Below are 21,102 nucleotides of genomic sequence, written 5' to 3'. Positions count from 1 at the left end.
AGACTTAGCTCACGAACTGTTGCAGCACGCGGCTACCAAAATAGGCCAGCGTCAGCAGACCGGCGCCAGCGACGCTGAACCAGACCACACGACGTCCGCGCCACCCTTCATGATAGTGGCCCCACAGCAGGACGATATAGACGAACCACGCAATAATCGACAGCACCGCTTTATCAATGTTTTCGCTGCTGAACAGATTGTGCATATAGAACAGACCGCTACACAGCGTCAGGGTCAGCAGCACCACGCCGACCTGGGTGATGTGGAACATTTTGCGCTCAATGCTCATCAGCGGCGGCATTTCGCTACTGAAGGCCAGCTTTTTGTTCTTTAACTGGTAGTCGATCCACGCCAGCTGTAGCGCATACAGCGCGGCAATGATCAGCGTGGCGTAGGAGAAGAGCGACAGGCCGATATGCACCAGCATCCCCGGGGTGGTTTCCAGGTGGGTGATATATTCGTTAGGCACGAAGGTGGCGAAGGCCAGATTGATCAGCGCGAAGGCATAGACGATAGGCAGCAGCAGCCAGCCGCGATTGCGCGAGGCCACGATAGTCATGACCGTACAGATCATCAGGCTCACCAGCGACCCGACGTTCAGTAAGCTGAGGTTTTGCCCGCTCTCGCCGCCGGGGAATATCCGTGCTTCCAGCGCAAAAGCATGGCAGATCAACGCGATAGTCGCTGATAAAATCGCCATTCGCCGCCAGCTGCTGTTTTTTTGCAGCAAGCCGGGGATAATCAGCGCGAGGCTGACAGAGTAGGCGACAAGGGCGAGTAGAGCAAAAACAGGCATAGGTGTCGGCTGTTGGATAAATAAGAAAGAGAAGCAGTATAACGTCAGCAGGCCTCTGCTCCAACCGTTGCAGCACATTCAGATTGATGTCGTGTTATACTCCGCCACATTCGTTTTGTGTGTCGCTGCGGCGACCGACCGTTTCCACCTCAGGCGAGAGACAATGTTTGATAATTTAACCGATCGTTTGTCGCGTACGCTGCGCAACATTAGCGGCCGCGGACGCCTTACAGAAGACAATATTAAAGACACCCTGCGCGAAGTGCGCATGGCGCTGCTGGAAGCGGACGTTGCGCTTCCGGTGGTACGTGATTTCATCAGCCGCGTCAAAGAGAGCGCGGTCGGCCATGAAGTCAATAAAAGCCTGACCCCGGGTCAGGAGTTCGTCAAAATCGTCCGCAACGAGCTGGTGGCGGCGATGGGCGAAGAGAACCAGACCCTCGACCTGGCGGCGCAGCCGCCGGCGGTGGTGCTGATGGCGGGCCTGCAGGGCGCCGGTAAAACCACCAGCGTCGGTAAGCTGGGGAAATTCCTGCGCGAGAAGCACAAGAAGAAAGTGCTGGTGGTTTCCGCGGACGTTTACCGCCCGGCGGCGATCAAACAGCTGGAGACCCTGGCCGAGCAGGTCGGCGTCGACTTCTTCCCGTCCGACGTCGGCCAGAAGCCGGTTGATATCGTCAACGCGGCGCTGAAAGAAGCGAAGCTCAAATTCTACGACGTGCTGCTGGTGGATACCGCCGGTCGTCTGCACGTTGACGAAGCGATGATGGACGAAATTAAGCACGTCCACGCCGCCATTAATCCGGTTGAAACCCTGTTCGTCGTCGATGCGATGACCGGCCAGGATGCGGCGAATACCGCCAAAGCCTTTAACGAAGCGCTGCCGCTGACCGGCGTGGTGCTGACCAAAGTGGACGGCGACGCCCGCGGCGGCGCGGCGCTGTCGATTCGCCATATTACCGGCAAGCCGATTAAATTCCTCGGCGTCGGCGAGAAAACCGAAGCGCTGGAGCCGTTCCATCCGGACCGCGTCGCCTCCCGCATCCTCGGCATGGGCGACGTGCTGTCGCTGATCGAAGATATCGAGAGCAAAGTCGACCGCGCGCAGGCCGAGAAGCTGGCCTCCAAGCTGAAGAAAGGCGACGGTTTCGATCTCACCGACTTCCTTGAGCAGCTGCGCCAGATGAAAAACATGGGCGGCATGGCCAGCCTGATGGGCAAGCTGCCGGGTATGGGCCAGATCCCGGACAACGTGAAAGCGCAAATGGATGACAAAGTGCTGGTGCGTATGGAAGCGATCATCAACTCGATGACCCTGAAAGAGCGCGCCAAGCCGGAAATCATCAAAGGTTCACGTAAGCGCCGTATCGCCGCCGGCTGCGGAATGCAGGTGCAGGATGTGAACCGTCTGCTCAAGCAGTTCGACGACATGCAGCGCATGATGAAGAAGATGAAGTCGAAAGGCGGCATGATGAAGATGATGCGCGGGATGAAAGGGATGATGCCTCCAGGCTTCCCGGGCCGCTAATACGCGTCATAATTCAAGCCGCAGATGCGTTGGCTGCGTTCGTTCACCCCGGTCACGTACTTGTGTACGCTCCCGGGGATTTACTCACTTGCCGCGTGATTCGGCCATTCGGCCTCACCCCTTCGGGGCCAGCGCAAGCGCTGTTCAAAACGCTTTCGCGTTTTGTCCTGCAACTCGAATTATTTAGCGTATGTAGTTTTGAATTGATTTTTGCACAGAAATCAGTAAAATTTTCGGGCTTTTAATATGACACCGGGCTCCGTTCCTCGATGGGGCCCGGTTGTTTTATTCACACAAGAGGATGTTATGGTAACTATTCGTTTAGCACGTCACGGCGCTAAAAAGCGTCCGTTCTACCAGGTTGTTGTCACCGACAGCCGTAATGCACGCAACGGTCGCTTCATCGAGCGCGTTGGTTTCTTCAACCCGATCGCTAACGGTGCGGAAGAAGAGACTCGCCTGGATCTGGATCGTATCGCTCACTGGGTTGGCCAGGGCGCTACTGTTTCCGATCGCGTTGCCGCGCTGATCAAAGCCGCTAACAAAGCAGCTTAATCTGTCACGGTGGTCATGATGAGCAAGCAACACACCGCACAAGCACCTGTTGATCCGATCGTATTGGGGAAAATGGGTTCTTCCTACGGTATCCGTGGTTGGCTCAGAGTGTTTTCCTCCACCGAAGACGCCGAAAGCATTTTTGACTATCAGCCCTGGTTAATCCAGAAGGCGGGTCAGTGGCAGGTCGTTGAGCTGGAAAGCTGGCGCCACCACAATCAGGACATCATCATCAAGCTGAAAGGCGTTGACGATCGTGATGCCGCGAATCTACTGACTAATTGCGAAATTATCGTGGATTCATCGCAGTTGCCGGAGCTGGAAGAGGGTGACTACTACTGGAAAGACCTGATGGGCTGCCAGGTAGTGACAACGGAAGGCTATAGCCTCGGTAAAGTCATCGATATGATGGAAACCGGGTCTAATGACGTGCTCGTCATCAAGGCAAACCTGAAAGATGCATTTGGTATCAAGGAGCGGTTGGTTCCGTTCCTCGATGGGCAGGTTATCAAGAAAGTCGATCTCACTACGCGTACTATCGAAGTAGATTGGGATCCTGGTTTTTAAATTCTCCGGATAAACGGTAAAAGACGGCGCTATGTGGATTGGCATAATTAGCCTGTTTCCTGAAATGTTCCGCGCAATTACCGATTACGGGGTAACTGGCCGGGCAGTAAAAAATGGCCTGCTGAGCATCGAAAGCTGGAGTCCTCGCGACTTCACGCATGACCGGCACCGTACCGTGGACGATCGTCCTTACGGCGGCGGACCGGGGATGCTAATGATGGTGCAACCCTTACGGGATGCCATTCATGCAGCAAAAGCCGCGGCAGGTGAAGGCGCGAAGGTGATTTATCTGTCACCTCAGGGACGCAAGCTTGATCAAGCGGGCGTCAGCGAACTGGCAACGAATCAGAAACTGATTCTGGTGTGCGGTCGCTACGAAGGGATAGACGAGCGCGTAATCCAAACCGAAATTGACGAAGAATGGTCAATCGGCGATTACGTTCTCAGCGGTGGTGAGTTACCGGCAATGACGCTGATTGACTCCGTTTCCCGGTTTATTCCGGGGGTACTGGGCCATGAAGCATCAGCAACGGAAGATTCCTTTGCTGATGGGTTGCTGGATTGTCCCCACTATACCCGTCCTGAAGTGTTAGAAGAGATGGAAGTACCGCCAGTATTGCTGTCGGGAAACCATGCTGAGATACGTCGCTGGCGTCTGAAGCAGTCGCTGGGCCGAACCTGGCTTAGAAGACCTGAACTTCTGGAAAACCTGGCTCTGACTGAAGAGCAAGCAAAGCTGCTGGCGGAGTTCAAAACTGAACACGCGCAACAGCAGCATAAACATGATGGGCAGGCGTGAGCCCCCAATATCAGTTTACCCAGGATAAGAGATTAAATTATGAGCAACATTATTAAGCAACTTGAACAAGAACAGATGAAGCAGGACGTACCTTCCTTCCGTCCGGGTGATACCGTGGAAGTGAAAGTATGGGTTGTTGAAGGTTCCAAAAAACGTCTGCAGGCATTCGAGGGCGTGGTTATCGCTATTCGTAACCGCGGTCTGCACTCTGCATTCACTGTTCGCAAAATTTCCAACGGCGAAGGCGTTGAGCGTGTCTTCCAGACTCACTCTCCGGTAGTTGACAGCATTGCTGTTAAACGTCGTGGTGCTGTACGTAAAGCTAAACTGTACTACCTGCGTGAGCGCACTGGTAAGTCTGCTCGTATCAAAGAGCGTCTTAACTAAGATTCGCTTTCGCGACATCCTGACAAAAAGGGCTGGCCTCAGGGCCGGCCCTTTTTTATCTTTGTTGTAACCATCGTGATGTAAATCATTTACAATACGCCCTCTATTCGGAGGGGCGGTGGTCAGCAACAGTTTTCAGCAAACGACACCTAAACGGCGAGCCGCCTGGCTGGCGCTGTTGGCGATCCTGCTGATCGTCGTGGCTCCCCTGATCTCCGTCTCCCTGCAAAAAGACCCCATGAGCGCCATGCCCGGCATGCACCACGCCATGATGATGGACAGCTCGCCAGCGAGTATGGCGCAGATGCCTGGCCACGAGATGGCGATGACGCATAGCGCAGACGGCGCTACGCATACCGGACACGAACTGCCGCTGGATCATGCCGAAGCGTGCGGCTATTGCGTGCTGTTAGCCCATGTCCCGGGTCTGCTTTTCGCGCTGGCGCTGTTCGTCGCCATGCTCCTGCGGCGCATTCGCCTGCCGGCTTCTCGGCCGGTATTAAAACACTGGCGCTACTTTCCCTGGCTTTACCCCGAAACCCGCGCCCCGCCGCGGCTGTCTGCTTTTTCCCTTTAATAAAAATGAATCTGCGCACTGCGCAACGACCTATTTTTGCTTTGAAAAAGGAAAAGTATGACAACCTGCACCTCGCGCGCGGCATGGCTGAACCTGCTGCGTCGCCTCCATTTCTATATCGGGCTGTTTATCGGACCGTTTATCTTTGTCGCTGCCCTGACCGGCACGCTGTACGTGGCGACGCCGCAGCTGGAAAACTGGCTCTATCACGATGCGCTGTATGGCCTTCCCGAAGGCACCCCGCAGCCGCTCAGCGCCCAGATTGCGGTGGCAGAAGAAGCGACCCAGGGTAATCTGCGGCTGCTGGCGGTACGTCCGGCCTCCGCGGTGGGCGAGACCACCCGCATTATGTTTGCCGATCCGAGTCTCGGGGAGTCGGAATCCCGGGCCATTTTTGTCGATCCGATCGCGCTGCGGGTGAAGGGCGATATGACGGTCTACGGCACCAGCGGCATCCTGCCGCTGCGGCAGTGGATTGACTATGCGCATCGTTCGCTGCTGCTGGGCGACAGCGGGCGGCTCTACAGCGAACTGGCTGCCTCATGGATGTGGGTGGCCGCGCTGGGGGGCGTTGCCCTGTGGGCGATGACGCGTCCAAAACGGCGGCTCAATAACGCCCTGCAGAATCATCGTCGGCTGCACGTGACGCTGGGCTGGTGCTTACTGCTGGGCATGCTGCTCTTCTCCGCCACCGGCCTGACCTGGTCGCAATGGGCCGGCGGCAACGTGGATAAAATGCGGGCGGCTTTCGGCTGGTGGACGCCGCAGGTCAATACCCTGCTGCACGGTGAGGCGCCGATGGCGCACGATCCCCATGCCGGGCATCATAGGGAGGCGATGGCCATGAACCAGCATCAGCCAGCGCAGTTTGACCAGGCGCTGGCGGTGGCCCGTCAGGCGGGGCTGAACGCCAGCCGGCTGGAGATCCGTCCGCCGGTGTCAGACGAACGCGCCTGGACGGTGAATGAGATCGACCGCCGCTGGCCGACGCAGGTGGACGCGGTGGCGATCGATGGCGCCACGATGCAGGTGGTGGATCGCACCCATTTTGCCGACTTTCCGCTGATGGCGAAGCTTACCCGCTGGGGCGTCGATTTCCATATGGGGATCCTCTTTGGTCTGGCGAATCAGCTGCTGCTGGTGGGGTTTGGTTGCGCGCTGTGCGTAACCATCGGCGTGGGGTACCGGCTGTGGTGGATACGCCGTCCGCCACAGGCCCTCTGGGATCCGGCGCTTTCCCTGCTGCAGGCATGGCTGTCGCTCGCCTGGCCTGCCCGTGGGCTGGTGCTGGGGATAGCGTTAGCCCTGGGGCTGGCCATGCCGTTGATGGGGATCAGCCTGGTGCTGTTCATTGCCGTTGACTACCTGCGCTGGCGCGCGGCAACGGCAATGAGGATAGCGAAGTCCAGCGATTAAGCGGACGTCTACGGCGTGCTGATGACCACCGTGACCCGGCGGTTTTCAGCGCGCCCGGCCGCGGTATCGTTGCTGGCGATCGGGTATTTTTTGCCAAGGCCGCGGGTGACTAAATTACTGCGCGGGATATGGGCGCCTTCCGCCCAGGCATCGGCTACGCTGTTGGCCCGCTTAAGCGACAGGGCTTCGTTATAACTATCCTCACCATAATTATCGGTGTGGCCTTCAAGGCGGCTATGTGTAATCCCGGTTGTCGCCAGCCGCGAGGCCATTTGGGTGATCTGCTGGCGGCTGTCGGGACGTAGTCGGTAGTCATTCTTATCAAACAGGATGCTATCGGATAAGCCCAGGGACCAATCGCCATTGCTTTCAGTGAAGCCATAAGATTTCATCGCCGCCACCTGCTCGGGGGTAAATTTTCCCTGAGGAGCCTGGCAACCTGTCAAAAGCGCCGCCGCCATCAGGGCGGGGGCGAAATATTTCCTGATCATAATGCGTCCTTTATTATTTCAGCATCTGCTGGATACGTTGGTTTTTCATCCGATACATATTCTGATCGGCAAGTTCTTGCAGTGATTCCGCCGTGGCGTGTTCCCACGCCAGGGCATAACCGACGCTCAGCGAGAGCGTGGCGCTATGGCCATTGTGCAGGTTGAATGGCGGAAGAAATTGTTCTGACAGCGCCTGGCACAGGGCCTGGACTTCTGCTTCCGAGCGCACCTCGCGCAGCAGAACGGCAAACTCGTCGCCGCCAAGACGCCACGCCAGATGGCGTTTACCGGCGAAAGTCATCAGGCGGCTGGCGACTTCCATCAGCACTTTATCGCCCGCCGCATGTCCCCAGTTGTCATTGATCAATTTGAAGTTATCGCCATCGAGAAACAGTAACGCTGAGGTCTGGTGATCCACTTCATTTTTCATCAGCTCGGCGAGCGCGTTGCGAAAGGCGGCGCGGTTAGCCAGACCGGTCAACGGATCGTGTAACGAGCTGCGCAACAGCTGAGCATTTTTGGCCTGCAACTGGCGCTGCCAGTCCTCCATCTCCCCCAGCAGACTGTTAAAGTCCTGGGCAAACAGATGGAACTCCTCGATACGCTCCTCCGGCACCCGCCGCGAGAAGTGGCGGTTTTCGCGAATATCATGCACGACCTCGGTGATGCTCTGCAGGGCGGCGACGATCCCCCGGTGCAGGGAGTGGGTCAGCAGCAGGCCGATGAACGAGGCGAGCAGAATGCTGCCGGTCAGTACCAGAATCGAGATGCCGAGAAAGTGGCTAATCAGTTCGTCAAGCGCGGTCAGTCGCAGCTCGCCGATTTGTTTCCCCTGGTGCCAGATGGGCTGCACCGTGGGCTCCGGAAACAGCCATTTACTGATAAGGCCGCTCACTTGTTCTTTGTTGGCCAGCGGTTCGTGGCGCCAGGCGGCGAAGTGCTGCTTCTGGCCGTTGAGCACGATCGCCTGGGAAATCTGCCCTTGCTTCCCCAGCGAAGCGAGGGTCTCCTCTGCTGCCGCGCTGTCGCCAAACACCAGGGCGGCTTCGAGGCTGCGGCCCATGGTCGCGGCAGTGAGCTCAAGATTTTTCTGCGCGTACTGCTTGAGCGTGAAAATAGAGGCCGTGCTCAGCAGCAGCCAGACCAGCGTCATGGAGATCACCACGCTTATCACGCTAATGCGACGCAGCGCGCGTTTGAACGTCGGGCGCGATGTCTGTGAAAAGTCCTTATTCATGTGGTTTCTTCCGGGCAAGCATCAGGACGTCCGGGTTAACCCGAACCCCGCTGTGCGTCAGAACGTCCAGATTAACGGAGAAGCGGACCCTGTCGTCGTTGATGATCAGGCAAAACGCGCTACCAATTGAGCAATCCGTATTTTGTTCTGCGATGAGTAACAGCGGCCTCGAGCCATAGCGGCGAGTTAATTCCGACTGTTGGGTCGGCGTTTCGCTGCCAAAATAAAAACCATCGCAGGTCGTTTTTAACGCTTCTTCACTATTACGTACTATCACCGGTTGATAAGGCAATGCATCCGGCGCTTCATGAGCCAGGCTATGGGTGAAGCGTGATGAGGCAAAAATGCATAGCTTCGGCGCCCCTGTTAATGACGGCCAACGGGTGTAGGTCACGATCCCGGAAACAATAGCGCGAACATGTTCTGAAGGTCCGGCAGCAAAAACAGGAGATACCGCGATGAGAAAAAATACAGTCAATAAAAGACGGTGTAATACTGTCATTAACGCTTCCGTCAAATTCGCCATAGCGCGGGAATAGCCGCTGCCGATGCCCGGCGAAGAATACCACTGATAGCAAAACCCGTCATTAGATGCGCCCTTTGCTTTGGGACAAATCTCACCAGGATTTTTCGTAATGCCGATGGCGCTGGCGAGCAATTTTGGCGCGATTTCACCATCTGTAAATATTATTGTACGGTTAATGCCGTGGTAATGGCCAATTAATTTATCACTGTAAAGTAAAATTTACGGAATATGGATTGAATTCTTTACTTCGTATGGTATCGTTACGTCATGCCCGCTGAGGCAACCCTTATCGCAAACGAGCTACACAGGATCGCAATCATGCAAAAAGACGCGCTGAACAACGTACATATTACCGACGAACATGTATTAATGACCCCGGAGCAACTGAAGGCGGAATTCCCCCTGAGCGTTGAACAGGAAGCGCAGATCGCGCACGCCCGTGAAACCATCTCCAATATCATCGCCGGTCGCGATCCGCGCCTGCTGGTGGTCTGCGGTCCTTGCTCCATTCACGATCCGGAAGCGGCGATCGAATATGCTCGTCGGTTTAAAGCCCTTGCCGCAGAGGTCAGCGATAGCCTCTACCTGGTGATGCGCGTCTATTTTGAAAAACCCCGTACCACCGTCGGCTGGAAGGGGCTGATTAACGATCCGCATATGGATGGTTCGTTTGATGTTGAAGGCGGCCTGAAGATTGCGCGTCGTCTGCTGGTCGAGCTTGTGAATATGGGACTGCCGCTGGCGACGGAAGCGCTGGATCCCAACAGCCCGCAGTACCTTGGGGATCTGTTCAGCTGGTCCGCCATCGGCGCGCGAACCACGGAATCTCAGACGCACCGCGAAATGGCCTCTGGTCTTTCCATGCCGGTAGGCTTTAAAAATGGCACCGACGGTAGCCTGGCCACGGCTATCAACGCCATGCGCGCCGCGGCGATGCCGCACCGATTCGTCGGTATCAACCAGGCCGGGCAGGTCTGCCTGCTGCAAACGCAGGGTAACCCGAACGGCCATGTGATCCTCCGCGGCGGTAAGGCGCCGAACTACGGTCCGGAAGATGTGGAGAAATGTGAAAAAGAGATGGCGCAGGCGGGACTGAAGCCGTCGCTGATGGTAGATTGCAGTCATGGGAACTCCAATAAAGATTTCCGCCGCCAGCCGGCCGTGGCTGAATCCGTTGTCGCGCAGATCAAAGATGGCAATCGCTCCATTATCGGCCTGATGATCGAGAGTAATATCCACGAGGGCAATCAGTCCTCTGAACAGCCGCGTGAGGCGATGAAATACGGCGTTTCGGTAACGGATGCCTGCATCAGCTGGGAAACCACCGATGCGCTGTTGCGTGAACTGGATAAGGATCTCCGCGGCCACCTGGCGGCCCGTTTGGTGTAAGAGGAAAGTATGGTTGCTGAACTGACCGCGTTACGCGATCAAATTGATGAAGTGGATAAAGCGTTGCTTAGCCTGCTGGCTAAGCGCCTGGAACTGGTGGCCGAAGTCGGCGAGGTGAAGAGCCAGTATGGCCTGCCGATTTACGTCCCGGAACGCGAGGCGGCGATGCTCGCCTCCCGGCGTGAAGAGGCGGCTGCGCTCGGCGTTCCGCCGGATCTGATCGAGGACGTTCTGCGTCGCGTGATGCGGGAATCCTATTCCAGCGAAAACGACAAAGGCTTCAAAACCCTTTACCCAAATCTGCGGCCGGTGGTGATCGTCGGCGGCGGCGGGCAGATGGGGCGTCTGTTTGAGAAGATGTTAACGCTGTCCGGCTACCAGGTGCGCATTCTGGAAAAAGAGGACTGGGCGCGGGCGACGGATATCGTCGCCGATGCCGGTATGGTCATTGTCAGCGTGCCGATTCACACCACCGTGGAGACGATCGCCAGGCTGCCGCCGCTGCCGGCGGATTGCATTCTGGTCGACCTTGCCTCGGTTAAAGCAGAGCCGCTGCAGGCGATGCTGGCGGCGCATCAGGGCCCGGTACTCGGCCTGCACCCGATGTTCGGTCCGGACAGCGGCAGCCTTGCCAAGCAGGTGGTGGTCTATTGCGATGGCCGCCAGCCGGAGGCCTATCAGTGGTTCCTCGAGCAAATTCAGGTCTGGGGCGCGCGCCTGCATCGCATCAGCGCGGTGGAGCACGATCAGAACATGGCCTTTATTCAGGCGCTGCGCCACTTTGCCACCTTCGCCTATGGTCTGCATCTGGCGGAAGAGAATGTGCGCCTTGAGCAGTTGCTGGCGCTCTCGTCACCCATTTACCGGCTGGAGCTGGCGATGGTGGGCCGTCTGTTTGCCCAGGATCCGCAGCTCTACGCCGACATTATTATGTCCTCGGAAAACAACCTGGCGCTGATTAAGCGCTACTACCAGCGGTTTGGCGAGGCGATCGGTCTGCTGGAGCAGGGCGATAAGCAGGCGTTTATCGATAGCTTCCGTAAAGTCGAACACTGGTTTGGCGATTACGCCCAGCGTTTCCAGAGCGAGAGCCGCACGCTGCTGCGTCAGGCGAACGATAATCGGCAGTAAAGCGAAAAAGATGTATACAATAAAGCCAGCGACCGCTGGCTTTTTTTATAGGGATGATAACGATGGCTGAACCACAACCGCTGTTTGACTACACCGGATACCTGCCGGAATGCCCGACCTGGAGTGAGGCAGAGCAGGCCCTCTACTGGGCCGATATCATGGAATGTGAAATTCACCGCTACGATACCCGCAGCGGCGAACACCAGGTGCTGCAGTTTCCGGAGGAGGTCGGCTGTTTTTCCCTGCGCGAGAAGGGCGGTTTTATCGTTGCATTGCGCAGCGGTATCTGGCTGACCGACGCCCACGGTCTGCTGCGGCGGAAAGTCTGCGATAACCCGAGCAACCCGGAACTGGCGCGGTTTAACGACGGCGGGACCGATCGCGACGGGCGCTTTTATGCCGGCACCTTCTGGGGCCCGGGGGATTACAACGGCGCGCTGCTGATGCGGGTCGATAACGACCTGAAACCGACGGTGATCCAGTGCGACATCCATGGCGCCAACGGTCTGGCGTTTAGCGCCGACCGGCGCTGGATGTATACCTCCGATACGCCTAACGCCGTGATTTACCGTACGCCGCTGGATGAGCAGGGTGAGCCTGGCCGGCGCGAAGTCTTTCGCCGTTTTCTGCCGGGCGAAGGGATCCCGGACGGGGCGGCGATTGACGTGGAGGGATGTTACTGGAGCGCAATGTTTGACGGCTGGCGGATCGCCCGTTTTTCTCCGCAGGGCGAGGAGCTAGAGTCCTACCCGATGCCGGTACGTTGCCCGACGATGGTCTGCTTTGGCGGGGCGGATATGAAAACGCTCTACATCACCACCACCCGGGAAAACATGGCGGACGATGAGCTGGCGCAGTATCCGCTGTCCGGCGCTATCTTCACCCTGCCGGTGGCGGTGGCAGGGATGAAGAAATTGCCGTTCCGCGAACGCTAAACCGGATCCACCGGCACGACGTTTTCGCTGGGGTAGCAACCGAGAACCTTCATGGAGCGGGTGATCTCCGCCAGCTCCTTCAGCGCCTTGCGCATGGGCAGCGAGTCCAGGTTTGCCTGAATATCGAGATAAAACATCTCTTCCCATGGATTGCCATGGATTGGGCGAGACTCCAGTTTGGTCATGATCAGATTGTGATTGCGCAGCACCAGTAAGGCCTCCACCAGGGCGCCCGCCTGCTGACCGGTCGCCATTAACAGCGTGGTCTTCGCCGGAACCTGATCGGAGACGTTCACCGCTTTGCGCGCCAGAACGAGGAAGCGCGTAATGTTCTGCGTCTGGTTGGCCTGGCAGTGCTCCAGCACCTGCAGACCGTACAGGGCGCCGCCCGCTTCGCTGCCCAGTGCCGCGACGGCCGGGGAGTTCGCCTGCGCGACTTTTTCCATCGCCGCTGAGGTGCTCTCGGTATATTCAATCTTCCAGTGCGGGTAGCGACTCAGATACTGGCTACACTGCTGGAACGGCTGCGGATGGCTGTAGACGGTCTGAATTTTATCGGCATCCGTCGAGGTGCTGACCAGTACGCAATGATCGATAGGGATCGTCAGTTCGCCAACGATCGACAGGCTGGTGTGCTGCAGCAGATCGTAGACGTCGTTGATCCCGCCGGAGCTGGTGTTTTCAATCGGCACTACGGCGTAATCGGCCTGACCGGTCTCCACCTGATTAAAAATATCGGCGAACTTCGCGCAGCCGCTTTCAATAAACTGCTCAAAGTGGCGAGCGGCGTACTGACGCGCCGCCAGATGCGAATAAGAGCCTTTGGGACCGAGGAACGCCACGCGAGCCGAATGCGGGTTAATTTTATTCAAGTGCTGCTGCAACAGGGTTTGCTGGGTCAGAACAGAGTCTTCGATAATCAGCTGGAACAGGCGGGTGATGTAGTGTGCATCCAGATTATGACGCTTGCCGAGGGTCATCAGACGCTCCAGCAGATCGCGTTCGCGGTCAATATCACGCACCGGACGATGGGAGGCCAGTTTGGCTTTACCAACCTCAACAGCCAGCCCGCGACGCTCCGCCAGCAGAGCAAGCAGTTTCTCATCCAGCGCGCTTATCTTGTCGCGCAGCGCCAGTAATGGGTTTTCCTCGGTCATAGATGTTGCCTTTGTTGTTATCAAATAAAAAAGGCCTCCCGGGTGGGAGGCCTTATTGTTCGTCTTCGCATTCTTTCTTATACGACGAATTGCCTCCCGGTCAGGGGAAGGTAAAAAAGAATGCGAAGAAGAACGGGACGAGTTTCATGATGAATTCCTTTAAGTAGTGGGGATTACAGTACCTGTACTGTTTTCACTCTGTCAATAAAAAACGCGCCCGAAGGCGCGTGGCATGACACAACTTAAGTTAAGGATTACTCTTCTTCTTCCACAAAGCCTGCCTCTTTCACCGACGTCGCGGCGCGGCGGGCTTCCCCTTTGTGTTGCACTTTATTGAGCTGCCGTTCCAGCTTGTTGATCAATTCGTTAATGGCGGCGTACATATCTTCATGACGCGCACTGGCAACCAGATGACCGTTTGGCGTGTTAATGGTTGCGTCAGCGATAAAACCCTGCGGCTCCTTAGACAGAATGATGTGCGGGTTAATTAAATGAGTTTGCCACTTATCCAGTTTGGCGAGACGGTCTGCGACATGCTGGCGGATTGCCGGAGTAATTTCCATTTGTTTACTGGTAATGTTCATTGTCATAAATTTTACCTCTTGTCTTTCCCGTCTTGGTGAATCCAGCATACCTTTCCCAATGTCAAAATGTGTGATCTAAATCACATTTTATTGTCACTTTTTGTCAACGAATTCATTTTGTGAGACAGGGCAGGAAGAGATGAGATTTTACTTGTCGAACCCGACAAAGCAGGCCATATTTGATGAGTTAACCCGGCGCTAAACCGCTTCAGCTAGCCAGGGTAATGGATAAAAAAACGGCAGCCAGTGGCTGCCGTTTGCGATCTATGAATCAGGCTCAGGTATTCTTGCTGTTCGCGGCGATAATCTTCGCGACTTTGTCCGCCTGAGCGTTCATCTGCATTTGACGATAGGCGTTTTCCATCTTCGGCAGGGCATCGCGGGTGGCCTGGGTATCCGGATAGTTACGCATCATACCTTCCACGCGGTTAACGACGGCAACCCATGCGCCGCGGTCGGTGTAGTAATCCACCACCGACAGCTCATACTTCGCCAGGCGATCTTTCAGGAACACCATGCGCTTATAGGCGTCAGTGGCATACTGGCTGTTCGGGTAGCCACGTACCAGTTTGGAGAAGTCATTGAAGGCATCGCGCGCGTGCTGCGGATCGCGGTCGGAACGATCGACGCCGAAGAAGCCCTGCAGGGCGCTGTCATCCAGAGCCATGTTGGTCAGGCCGCGCATATAGATGACGTAGTCGATGTTCGGATGGGTGGGGTTCAAGCGCATGAAGCGATCGATGGCGGCCTGAGCCAGCGGCAGATCGGCGTTTTTGTAATACGCATAAATCAGATCCAGCTGTACCTGTTGGGAATAAGGGCCGAATGGATAACGGTTATCCAACGCTTCCAGTTGCGTTATCGCCTGTTTCCAGTTACCGTCCTGCAGTTTTTGCTGGGCGGTCGCGTAGATTTCATTCGGCGGATTATCAGGCACCTCTTCCTTAGAGCCGGAGCAACCCACCAAAGCCAGGCTCAGTGTGGCGGCTGCCACCAGGTATTTCATGCGCGTCATGACGTTTTGACTTCCTCAAAATGTTTATGCGGGAGAATCTCTGTTCCTGCTCCCGATTAAGACCAGCTACAATAGCACACTATATTAAACGGCAAAGCCGTAAAACCCAACGTTAAACGAAGAAGCTGTATATGGCACAACGAGTACAACTCACCGCAACGGTGACCGAAAATCAACTCGGTCAACGCTTAGATCAGGCTTTGGCCGAATTGTTCCCTGATTATTCGCGATCGCGGATAAAAGAATGGATCCTCGACCAACGCGTATTAGTCAATGGCGCCATTGGCGATAAACCGAAAGAAAAAGTGCTGGGGGGAGAACGCATCGCTATCGATGTGGAAATCGAAGAAGAGGCGCGCTTCCAGCCGCAGGATATTCCGCTCAATATCGTTTACGAAGATGACGACATCCTCGTGATCAACAAACCGCGCGATCTGGTTGTACATCCTGGCGCGGGCAACCCCGACGGTACTGTGCTGAATGCGCTGCTGCACTACTATCCGCCTATTGCCGATGTGCCGCGTGCGGGTATCGTCCACCGTCTGGATAAAGACACCACCGGTCTGATGGTGGTGGCGAAAACCATTCCAGCGCAAACCCGGCTGGTGGAGTCGCTGCAGCTGCGCGAGATCACCCGTGAGTACGAAGCGGTGGCGATCGGTCATATGACCGCCGGCGGTACGGTGGAAGAGCCGATCAGCCGTCACCCGACCAAGCGTACCCATATGGCGGTGCACCCTATGGGCAAGCCGGCGGTGACCCACTACCGCATTATGGAACATTTCCGCATTCATACCCGTCTGCGCCTGCGTCTGGAAACCGGGCGTACGCATCAGATCCGCGTGCATATGTCGCATATTACCCATCCGCTGGTAGGCGACCAGGTGTATGGCGGCCGCCCGCGTCCGCCGAAGGGCGCGTCGGAGGAATTCATCACCGCGCTGCGTAAATTCGACCGCCAGGCGCTGCACGCCACCATGCTGCGTCTGTACCATCCGATTACCGGTATTGAAATGGAGTGGCATGCGCCCATCCCACAAGATATGGTCGAGCTCATCGAGGCGATGCGCGCCGATTTTGAAGCCCATAAGGACGATATTGACTGGTTATGACTAAACTGATTGTACCGCAGTGGCCAATGCCCGGCAGCGTGGCGGCCTGTAGTTCTACCCGCATCGGCGGCGTGAGTCTGCCGCCCTATGACTCGCTCAATCTGGGCGCCCATTGCGGCGACAATCTGCAGCATGTCGAAGAAAACCGGCGGCGGATGTTTGCCGCCGGCGGCTTGCCGTCTTACCCGGTTTGGCTGGAGCAGGTTCATGGTACCGATGTGCTCACGCTGGACGGCGGACCCTATCCGTCGAAACGCGCGGATGCCTCTTATAGCCGTACGACAGGGACTGTCTGCGCGGTGATGACCGCTGACTGCCTGCCGGTCCTCTTCTGTAACCGCGCCGGTACCGAAGTCGCCGCGGCGCATGCGGGATGGCGCGGCTTATGCGAAGGGGTTCTGGAAGAGACGGTCGCCCGTTTCGCCGATAAAGCCGAAAACATTATGGCGTGGCTGGGGCCCGCCATCGGTCCGCAGGCGTTTGAGGTGGGGCCAGAAGTTCGCGACGCTTTTATGGCGAAGGATGAGAATGCGCACCGTGCTTTTCGTCCGGCAGGCGAAAAATATTTTGCTGATATCTACCAACTGGCTCGGCAGCGTCTGGCAAACGTCGGCGTTGAGCAGATTTTCGGCGGCGATCGCTGCACGCTAAGCGAAAAGGATGATTTTTTCTCTTACCGGCGCGACAAGACCACCGGTCGTATGGCAAGTTTCATTTGGCTGATATAACCTAGAGAATCAAGACGATCCAGAAGGCAAACTTATTTTTCGCATAGTTCAGGTCTTTAACCTTGAATAATTGAGGGATGACCTCATTTAATCTCCAGTAGCAAATTTGACCTGTTATGGGAGGAGTTATGCGTCTGGATCGTCTTACCAATAAATTCCAGCTTGCTCTTGCCGATGCCCAGTCGCTCGCACTCGGGCACGACAACCAATTCATCGAACCTCTTCATTTAATGAGCGCCTTGCTGAATCAGGAAGGGGGATCGGTACGTCCTTTATTAACCTCGGCGGGCGTGAATGCCGGGAAACTGCGCACTGACATCGAACAGGCTCTGAGCCGTTTACCGCAGGTGGAAGGCACCGGCGGCGATGTGCAACCTTCTCAGGATTTAGTGCGGATCCTGAACCTTTGCGACAAGCTGGCGCAAAAGAAAAAGGACAATTTTATTTCGTCAGAACTGTTTGTTCTGGCGGCGCTTGAATCACGCGGTACGCTGACCGACCTTTTAAAATCCGCCGGAGCAACAACCGCCAACGTGACCCAGGCGATTGAACAAATGCGCGGAGGTGAAAGCGTGAACGATCAGGGTGCCGAAGACCAACGTCAGGCATTGAAGAAATTTACCGTCGATCTCACCGAGCGTGCCGAGCAGGGCAAGCTGGACCCGGTTATCGGCCGTGATGAAGAGATCCGCCGTACCATTCAGGTACTGCAGCGCCGTACCAAAAACAATCCGGTGCTGATTGGTGAACCCGGGGTGGGTAAAACCGCTATCGTCGAAGGCCTGGCGCAGCGTATCGTCAACGGCGAAGTGCCGGAAGGGCTGAAAGGCCGCCGGGTGCTGGCGCTGGATATGGGCGCGCTGGTGGCCGGGGCGAAGTACCGCGGTGAGTTTGAAGAGCGTCTGAAAGGCGTGCTGACCGACCTGTCGAAACAGGAAGGCAACGTCATTCTGTTTATCGATGAACTGCATACCATGGTTGGCGCGGGTAAAGCCGATGGCGCGATGGATGCAGGCAACATGCTGAAGCCGGCGCTGGCGCGTGGTGAACTGCACTGCGTCGGGGCGACGACGCTTGACGAATACCGTCAGTACATTGAAAAAGACGCTGCGCTGGAGCGCCGCTTCCAGAAAGTGTTCGTCGCCGAGCCATCGGTAGAAGATACCATCGCTATTCTGCGCGGCCTGAAAGAACGTTATGAACTGCACCACCACGTGCAGATCACTGACCCGGCAATCGTGGCGGCGGCGACCTTGTCGCATCGTTACATTGCCGACCGTCAGCTGCCGGATAAAGCCATCGACCTTATCGATGAGGCGGCGTCCAGCATCCGTATGCAGATCGACTCGAAGCCGGAAGAGCTGGACCGTCTCGATCGCCGTATCATCCAGTTGAAACTGGAGCAGCAGGCGCTGAAGAAAGAGTCTGATGAGGCGAGTCTGAAGCGCCTTGATATGCTCAACGAGGAGCTGGCGGATAAAGAACGGCAGTACTCGGTGCTGGAAGAAGAGTGGAAAGCGGAAAAAGCGTCCCTCTCCGGCACTCAGACCATCAAAGCCGAGCTGGAGCAGGCGAAAATCGCCATCGAACAGGCGCGTCGCGTCGGTGACCTGGCGCGGATGTCTGAGCTGCAGTACGGCAAAATTCCGGAACTGGAGAAACAGCTGGCGGCAGCCACTCAGTCCGAAGGGAAAACCATGCGTCTGCTGCGTAATAAAGTGACGGATGCTGAAATCGCCGAAGTGCTGGCCCGCTGGACCGGTATCCCTGTCTCCCGCATGATGGAAAGCGAGCGTGACAAACTGCTGCGTATGGAGCAGGAACTGCATCATCGGGTAATTGGCCAGGATGAGGCGGTTGAAGCGGTATCTAACGCTATTCGCCGCAGCCGCGCTGGGCTATCCGATCCGAACCGACCGATTGGTTCATTCCTGTTCCTCGGTCCGACCGGGGTCGGTAAAACCGAGCTGTGTAAAACGCTGGCTAACTTTATGTTCGACAGCGACGACGCGATGGTGCGTATCGATATGTCCGAGTTTATGGAGAAACACTCCGTCTCGCGTCTGGTCGGTGCGCCTCCGGGATACGTCGGTTATGAAGAGGGCGGTTACCTGACCGAGGCGGTGCGCCGTCGTCCTTATTCCGTCATCCTGCTGGATGAAGTGGAAAAAGCGCACCCGGATGTGTTCAACATTCTGCTGCAGGTACTCGACGACGGGCGCCTCACTGATGGGCAGGGGAGAACGGTCGACTTCCGTAATACGGTGGTCATCATGACCTCGAACCTCGGTTCTGATCTGATTCAGGAACGGTTCGGCGAGCTGGATTACGGACATATGAAAGACCTGGTGCTGGGAGTGGTCAGCCAGAACTTCCGTCCGGAGTTCATCAACCGTATCGATGAAGTGGTGGTCTTCCATCCGCTGGGTGAGAAACACATTGCTTCTATTGCCCAGATCCAGCTGCAGCGTCTGTATAAACGTCTGGAAGAGCGCGGATATGAAGTGCGGATGTCCGATGAGGCGCTGAAGCTGCTAAGCGCCAACGGGTACGATCCGGTATACGGCGCGCGGCCACTGAAACGCGCTATTCAGCAGCAGATTGAGAACCCGTTAGCCCAGCAGATCCTTTCTGGTGAGCTGATTCCGGGTAAAACCGTCGAGCTGGTAGTGAAAGACGACCGTATCGTGGCAGTGCAGTAAGTCACAAAACGACAAAAACGGGCCCAGCGGGCTCGTTTTTGTTTAAAAACCAGGCAAGAATTAAAGCTCAACACCTGATTTGGTTGAAAAGTGAGCGGTTGAATTCTTTTTTTGAATTTATCCTTGTCACTTCAGAATTACCCCCTATAATGCGCCTCCACTGACACGGAACAACGGCAAGCAAGCCGCCGGGACAGTAGGATTCAACAGCGAAAGCAACGTTGAAAACCGACAGAGAAAAGCAAAATAAGCGCTTGACTCTGAATGAGGAAAACGTATTATACGGGACCTCGCGACAGAGCGCTAAAGCGCGTCGCAACTGCTCTTTAACAATTTATCAGACAATCTGTGTGGGCACTCAAAGTGACATGGATTCTTAACGTCCTCGGACGAAAAATGAATACCAAGTCTCAAGAGTGAACACGTAATTCATTACGAAGTTTAATTCTTTGAGCATCAAACTTAAATTGAAGAGTTTGATCATGGCTCAGATTGAACGCTGGCGGCAGGCCTAACACATGCAAGTCGAGCGGTAGCACAGAGAGCTTGCTCTCGGGTGACGAGCGGCGGACGGGTGAGTAATGTCTGGGAAACTGCCTGATGGAGGGGGATAACTACTGGAAACGGTAGCTAATACCGCATAATGTCGCAAGACCAAAGTGGGGGACCTTCGGGCCTCATGCCATCAGATGTGCCCAGATGGGATTAGCTAGTAGGTGGGGTAACGGCTCACCTAGGCGACGATCCCTAGCTGGTCTGAGAGGATGACCAGCCACACTGGAACTGAGACACGGTCCAGACTCCTACGGGAGGCAGCAGTGGGGAATATTGCACAATGGGCGCAAGCCTGATGCAGCCATGCCGCGTGTGTGAAGAAGGCCTTCGGGTTGTAAAGCACTTTCAGCGGGGAGGAAGGCGATAAGGTTAATAACCTTGTCGATTGACGTTACCCGCAGAAGAAGCACCGGCTAACTCCGTGCCAGCAGCCGCGGTAATACGGAGGGTGCAAGCGTTAATCGGAATTACTGGGCGTAAAGCGCACGCAGGCGGTCTGTCAAGTCGGATGTGAAATCCCCGGGCTCAACCTGGGAACTGCATTCGAAACTGGCAGGCTAGAGTCTTGTAGAGGGGGGTAGAATTCCAGGTGTAGCGGTGAAATGCGTAGAGATCTGGAGGAATACCGGTGGCGAAGGCGGCCCCCTGGACAAAGACTGACGCTCAGGTGCGAAAGCGTGGGGAGCAAACAGGATTAGATACCCTGGTAGTCCACGCCGTAAACGATGTCGATTTGGAGGTTGTGCCCTTGAGGCGTGGCTTCCGGAGCTAACGCGTTAAATCGACCGCCTGGGGAGTACGGCCGCAAGGTTAAAACTCAAATGAATTGACGGGGGCCCGCACAAGCGGTGGAGCATGTGGTTTAATTCGATGCAACGCGAAGAACCTTACCTGGTCTTGACATCCACAGAACTT

The 21,102-nt window shown here is 56.1% G+C and carries 21 protein-coding genes, 1 rRNA gene and 1 other annotated feature; of the genes, 14 read left to right on the top strand and 8 right to left on the bottom strand.

The genetic code is table 11. The features are described from left to right. Nucleotides 1-4 precede the first annotated feature (4 nt). A complete protein-coding gene (locus tag ABLV52_RS17040) occupies nt 5-796 on the bottom strand; it encodes an inner membrane protein YpjD (protein ID WP_002914153.1) in 792 nt (263 codons plus the stop codon). A gap of 163 nt (nt 797-959) precedes the next feature. Here ABLV52_RS17040 and ffh point away from each other — a divergent pair, with 163 nt between their 5' ends. The 7 genes from ffh (at nt 960) to ABLV52_RS17005 (ending at nt 6,625) form a co-directional block, all read left to right on the top strand. Next, complete coding sequence (ffh, locus tag ABLV52_RS17035; protein WP_002914152.1) at nt 960-2,324, top strand: signal recognition particle protein; 1,365 nt, start codon at nt 960-962, stop codon at nt 2,322-2,324. Between the two features lie 306 nt (nt 2,325-2,630). Then, on the top strand, nt 2,631-2,879 hold the full coding sequence (gene rpsP, locus ABLV52_RS17030; protein ID WP_002914149.1) for a 30S ribosomal protein S16: 249 nt from the start codon (nt 2,631-2,633) through the stop codon (nt 2,877-2,879). An 18-nt stretch (nt 2,880-2,897) separates the two neighbouring features. Next, nucleotides 2,898-3,446, top strand: a complete 549-nt coding sequence (gene rimM, locus ABLV52_RS17025) for a ribosome maturation factor RimM (RefSeq protein ID WP_004150977.1) — start codon at nt 2,898-2,900, stop codon at nt 3,444-3,446. A 31-nt stretch (nt 3,447-3,477) separates the two neighbouring features. Continuing rightward, nucleotides 3,478-4,245 carry a tRNA (guanosine(37)-N1)-methyltransferase TrmD gene (trmD, locus tag ABLV52_RS17020; RefSeq protein WP_002914147.1) on the top strand — a complete coding sequence of 256 codons (768 nt, stop codon included), beginning with the start codon at nt 3,478-3,480 and terminating at the stop codon, nt 4,243-4,245. Nucleotides 4,246-4,284: 39 nt separating this feature from the next. After that, nucleotides 4,285-4,632, top strand: coding sequence for a 50S ribosomal protein L19 (gene rplS / locus ABLV52_RS17015; RefSeq protein ID WP_002914145.1), 348 nt, complete (start codon nt 4,285-4,287; stop codon nt 4,630-4,632). A gap of 118 nt (nt 4,633-4,750) precedes the next feature. Then, a complete protein-coding gene (locus ABLV52_RS17010) occupies nt 4,751-5,209 on the top strand; it encodes a DUF2946 domain-containing protein (protein WP_032453748.1) in 459 nt (152 codons plus the stop codon). A 57-nt stretch (nt 5,210-5,266) separates the two neighbouring features. Further along, complete coding sequence (locus ABLV52_RS17005; RefSeq protein WP_348890654.1) at nt 5,267-6,625, top strand: PepSY-associated TM helix domain-containing protein; 1,359 nt, start codon at nt 5,267-5,269, stop codon at nt 6,623-6,625. A gap of 8 nt (nt 6,626-6,633) precedes the next feature. Here the strand turns inward: ABLV52_RS17005 and ABLV52_RS17000 are convergent, their stop codons facing one another. From ABLV52_RS17000 to ABLV52_RS16990, 3 genes are read right to left on the bottom strand one after another with little or no spacing between them, the layout of a single operon-like run. Beyond that, a complete protein-coding gene (locus tag ABLV52_RS17000) occupies nt 6,634-7,116 on the bottom strand; it encodes an OmpA family protein (RefSeq protein ID WP_023290687.1) in 483 nt (160 codons plus the stop codon). Nucleotides 7,117-7,129: 13 nt separating this feature from the next. Continuing rightward, the gene (gene dgcN, locus ABLV52_RS16995; RefSeq protein ID WP_023290686.1) at nt 7,130-8,353 is read right to left on the bottom strand and encodes a diguanylate cyclase DgcN; all 1,224 of its coding nucleotides are present in this window, start codon (nt 8,351-8,353) and stop codon (nt 7,130-7,132) included. After that, the gene (locus ABLV52_RS16990; RefSeq protein ID WP_023290685.1) at nt 8,346-8,855 is read right to left on the bottom strand and encodes a YfiR family protein; all 510 of its coding nucleotides are present in this window, start codon (nt 8,853-8,855) and stop codon (nt 8,346-8,348) included. Before ABLV52_RS16990 ends, dgcN begins: the two co-directional genes overlap by 8 nt. A gap of 342 nt (nt 8,856-9,197) precedes the next feature. Here ABLV52_RS16990 and aroF point away from each other — a divergent pair, with 342 nt between their 5' ends. From aroF to ABLV52_RS16975, 3 genes are all read left to right on the top strand, one after another. Next, nucleotides 9,198-10,268, top strand: coding sequence for a 3-deoxy-7-phosphoheptulonate synthase AroF (gene aroF / locus ABLV52_RS16985; RefSeq protein WP_023290684.1), 1,071 nt, complete (start codon nt 9,198-9,200; stop codon nt 10,266-10,268). 9 nt (nt 10,269-10,277) lie between these two features. Then, nucleotides 10,278-11,399: a bifunctional chorismate mutase/prephenate dehydrogenase gene (tyrA, locus tag ABLV52_RS16980; RefSeq protein WP_004206843.1), complete on the top strand. Its 1,122-nt coding sequence runs from the start codon at nt 10,278-10,280 to the stop codon at nt 11,397-11,399. 62 nt (nt 11,400-11,461) lie between these two features. Then, nucleotides 11,462-12,334 (top strand): SMP-30/gluconolactonase/LRE family protein, encoded by an 873-nt coding sequence (locus tag ABLV52_RS16975; protein ID WP_044524403.1) that lies wholly within the window; start codon nt 11,462-11,464, stop codon nt 12,332-12,334. Here the strand turns inward: ABLV52_RS16975 and pheA are convergent. The 4 genes from pheA to bamD form a co-directional block, all read right to left on the bottom strand. Further along, nucleotides 12,331-13,491, bottom strand: a complete 1,161-nt coding sequence (gene pheA, locus ABLV52_RS16970) for a bifunctional chorismate mutase/prephenate dehydratase (protein WP_023290682.1) — start codon at nt 13,489-13,491, stop codon at nt 12,331-12,333. The two genes, ABLV52_RS16975 and pheA, sit on opposite strands and share 4 nt — an antisense overlap. 24 nt (nt 13,492-13,515) lie before the next feature. Further along, nucleotides 13,516-13,640 (bottom strand) — a sequence feature (Phe leader region). After that, entirely contained in the window at nt 13,592-13,639 is a 48-nt protein-coding gene (gene pheL / locus ABLV52_RS16965; protein ID WP_100250063.1) for a pheA operon leader peptide PheL, read from the bottom strand. (Overlaps the previous feature by 48 nt.) A 105-nt stretch (nt 13,641-13,745) precedes the next feature. After that, a complete protein-coding gene (gene raiA / locus ABLV52_RS16960; protein ID WP_002914111.1) occupies nt 13,746-14,081 on the bottom strand; it encodes a ribosome-associated translation inhibitor RaiA in 336 nt (111 codons plus the stop codon). Between the two features lie 271 nt (nt 14,082-14,352). Then, entirely contained in the window at nt 14,353-15,090 is a 738-nt protein-coding gene (gene bamD / locus ABLV52_RS16955) for an outer membrane protein assembly factor BamD (protein WP_004145664.1), read from the bottom strand. Between the two features lie 131 nt (nt 15,091-15,221). Between bamD and rluD the strand changes: the two genes are divergently transcribed. From rluD to ABLV52_RS16935, 4 genes are all read left to right on the top strand, one after another. Then, nucleotides 15,222-16,202 carry a 23S rRNA pseudouridine(1911/1915/1917) synthase RluD gene (gene rluD / locus ABLV52_RS16950; protein ID WP_023290681.1) on the top strand — a complete coding sequence of 327 codons (981 nt, stop codon included), beginning with the start codon at nt 15,222-15,224 and terminating at the stop codon, nt 16,200-16,202. Next, nucleotides 16,199-16,930 carry a purine nucleoside phosphorylase YfiH gene (yfiH, locus tag ABLV52_RS16945; protein WP_348890653.1) on the top strand — a complete coding sequence of 244 codons (732 nt, stop codon included), beginning with the start codon at nt 16,199-16,201 and terminating at the stop codon, nt 16,928-16,930. The genes rluD and yfiH overlap by 4 nt, the downstream gene beginning before the upstream one ends. A gap of 128 nt (nt 16,931-17,058) precedes the next feature. Then, the gene (gene clpB / locus ABLV52_RS16940) at nt 17,059-19,632 is read left to right on the top strand and encodes an ATP-dependent chaperone ClpB (protein ID WP_004206837.1); all 2,574 of its coding nucleotides are present in this window, start codon (nt 17,059-17,061) and stop codon (nt 19,630-19,632) included. Between the two features lie 464 nt (nt 19,633-20,096). Beyond that, nucleotides 20,097-21,102: ribosomal RNA gene (locus ABLV52_RS16935) — 16S ribosomal RNA — on the top strand; the annotation flags it as partial.

This window comes from Klebsiella sp. GB_Kp056, from assembly GCF_040064755.1.
Classification (GTDB): Bacteria; Pseudomonadota; Gammaproteobacteria; order Enterobacterales; family Enterobacteriaceae; genus Klebsiella; species Klebsiella quasipneumoniae.
The sequence above is the reverse complement of the archived record's forward strand: the minus strand, read 5'-3'. Positions and strand labels throughout refer to the sequence as shown.

Excerpts from the sequence above, each read along its gene's own strand:
- ABLV52_RS17040 (WP_002914153.1), bottom strand. The coding sequence starts at position 796 with ATGCCTGTTTTTGCTCTACTCGCCCTTGTCGCCTACTCTGTCAGCCTC.
- ffh (WP_002914152.1), top strand. The coding sequence starts at position 960 with ATGTTTGATAATTTAACCGATCGTTTGTCGCGTACGCTGCGCAACATT.
- rpsP (WP_002914149.1), top strand. The coding sequence starts at position 2,631 with ATGGTAACTATTCGTTTAGCACGTCACGGCGCTAAAAAGCGTCCGTTC.
- rimM (WP_004150977.1), top strand. The coding sequence starts at position 2,898 with ATGAGCAAGCAACACACCGCACAAGCACCTGTTGATCCGATCGTATTG.
- trmD (WP_002914147.1), top strand. The coding sequence starts at position 3,478 with ATGTGGATTGGCATAATTAGCCTGTTTCCTGAAATGTTCCGCGCAATT.
- rplS (WP_002914145.1), top strand. The coding sequence starts at position 4,285 with ATGAGCAACATTATTAAGCAACTTGAACAAGAACAGATGAAGCAGGAC.
- ABLV52_RS17005 (WP_348890654.1), top strand. The coding sequence starts at position 5,267 with ATGACAACCTGCACCTCGCGCGCGGCATGGCTGAACCTGCTGCGTCGC.
- ABLV52_RS17000 (WP_023290687.1), bottom strand. The coding sequence starts at position 7,116 with ATGATCAGGAAATATTTCGCCCCCGCCCTGATGGCGGCGGCGCTTTTG.
- dgcN (WP_023290686.1), bottom strand. The coding sequence starts at position 8,353 with ATGAATAAGGACTTTTCACAGACATCGCGCCCGACGTTCAAACGCGCG.
- ABLV52_RS16990 (WP_023290685.1), bottom strand. The coding sequence starts at position 8,855 with ATGACAGTATTACACCGTCTTTTATTGACTGTATTTTTTCTCATCGCG.
- aroF (WP_023290684.1), top strand. The coding sequence starts at position 9,198 with ATGCAAAAAGACGCGCTGAACAACGTACATATTACCGACGAACATGTA.
- tyrA (WP_004206843.1), top strand. The coding sequence starts at position 10,278 with ATGGTTGCTGAACTGACCGCGTTACGCGATCAAATTGATGAAGTGGAT.
- ABLV52_RS16975 (WP_044524403.1), top strand. The coding sequence starts at position 11,462 with ATGGCTGAACCACAACCGCTGTTTGACTACACCGGATACCTGCCGGAA.
- pheA (WP_023290682.1), bottom strand. The coding sequence starts at position 13,491 with ATGACCGAGGAAAACCCATTACTGGCGCTGCGCGACAAGATAAGCGCG.
- raiA (WP_002914111.1), bottom strand. The coding sequence starts at position 14,081 with ATGACAATGAACATTACCAGTAAACAAATGGAAATTACTCCGGCAATC.
- bamD (WP_004145664.1), bottom strand. The coding sequence starts at position 15,090 with ATGACGCGCATGAAATACCTGGTGGCAGCCGCCACACTGAGCCTGGCT.
- rluD (WP_023290681.1), top strand. The coding sequence starts at position 15,222 with ATGGCACAACGAGTACAACTCACCGCAACGGTGACCGAAAATCAACTC.
- yfiH (WP_348890653.1), top strand. The coding sequence starts at position 16,199 with ATGACTAAACTGATTGTACCGCAGTGGCCAATGCCCGGCAGCGTGGCG.
- clpB (WP_004206837.1), top strand. The coding sequence starts at position 17,059 with ATGCGTCTGGATCGTCTTACCAATAAATTCCAGCTTGCTCTTGCCGAT.